This is a genomic window from Haloflavibacter putidus (assembly GCF_006546625.1).
Classification (GTDB): Bacteria; Bacteroidota; Bacteroidia; order Flavobacteriales; family Flavobacteriaceae; genus Mesonia; species Mesonia putida.
Genome location: NZ_VIAR01000030.1, coordinates 1 through 1,395, shown reverse-complemented (window position 1 = coordinate 1,395; position 1,395 = coordinate 1). Strand labels below are relative to the sequence as shown.

The 1,395-nt window shown below is 40.1% G+C and carries 1 protein-coding gene; it reads left to right on the top strand.

Annotation, left to right across the window (positions count from 1 at the left end; all coding sequences use genetic code 11):
- The coding region (locus tag FKR84_RS13210; RefSeq protein ID WP_233357782.1) for a GEVED domain-containing protein at positions 1 to 1,395 on the top strand (1,395 nt) is incomplete at both ends.

The following is a 1,395-nucleotide window of genomic DNA, read 5'->3' as shown; positions in this document are numbered from 1 at the left end:
TTTTGGCTGGTTCGCAGAGTTTTACTACAGAATGCGATGTAATTAGTACTCCTTGGTTAGAAGATTTTACGGCAGATTCTACCCCAAACTGTTGGACAGAAAGTGGTGATAATGCTTGGGATTATAGCCTTAACGGTGATTATGCCGCAGACTCTGCTGGAGATTATACTCCGGGAGGCGGCACTAATTACGCTTGGCTAGATGGTTCTGACAATGGTAGTGGAGAAGTGAGTACACTTATCTCTCCTTTAATTGATGTTTCAGGTTTAACGACGCCAGCATTGGTTTTTGCGCTGTTTAGTCACAATACAGATGATGGCGCTGTTAATGTTGTAGATGTAGAAGTTTATGATGCTACCAGTTTAGATTGGATTAACGTTTTAAATGTAAATACTTTATTGGGTGATAGCTGGCAAGAATATACTATCAACTTATCTTCTTATAATATCACTGGGCCAACCCAAGTGCGTTTTACCGTTACGGGTAGTGCAACAGGTTCCGCTTATTATAACGACATCTTAATAGATGATGTAAGTTTTATGGAGCTGCCAACTTGCCCAAAACCAATTAATTTGGTTACTGAAAATGCCACGGCTACTACAGTAGATATCTCGTGGGTGCCAAATGGTTCGGAGGCCGAATGGGAAATAATTTACGGTCCTGCCGGATTTGATCCGGAGACCGAAGGAACAACTATTGAGGATACAGACGGTACACCAGGAGAAACCATTACAGGTCTTACTGCAGATACGGCTTATGATATTTATGTTAAAGCAGTGTGTGGTTCTGGCGATGAAAGTTTATGGGCTGGTCCTGTATCTTTTTTCTCTGGCTATTGTGAATTTGCAGGAACTGACTCACAGTATTATATAGACGATTTTTCTACCTCTGGAGCACAAACCAATATAGATAATACCGGTTCTGGTTATTCGGCAAATGGTTATGACAATGCTACAGATATGGTAGTAAGTCAATATGCTGGTGGTACAATAGATTTTAATATTAATAACGCTGGTACCAGTACTTACGGAATTAATATATGGGTAGATTGGAATAACAATTTCGAGTTTGAAGAAGCAGAAAAAGTTTATTCATCAGGAGGATATGTTTCTACTCCTCTTGATGCAAGTTTTGAAATACCTGCAGGTGTTGCAAATGGTGATTACCGTATGCGGGTAGTTTCACTTTATATTGGTTCTAATCCAGAACCTTGTGGAAGTACGACTTATGGCGAGGCAGAAGATTATACAGTAACAGTAGTAGATCCGCCAGCTTGCGCTATGCCTGTTGATCTAGTTGTTAATAATATAACTTCTGCTACAGCAGAAATAAGCTGGACTCCAATTTCAGACGAAACCGAATGGGAAATTATTTACGGTCCTGTAGGATTTGATC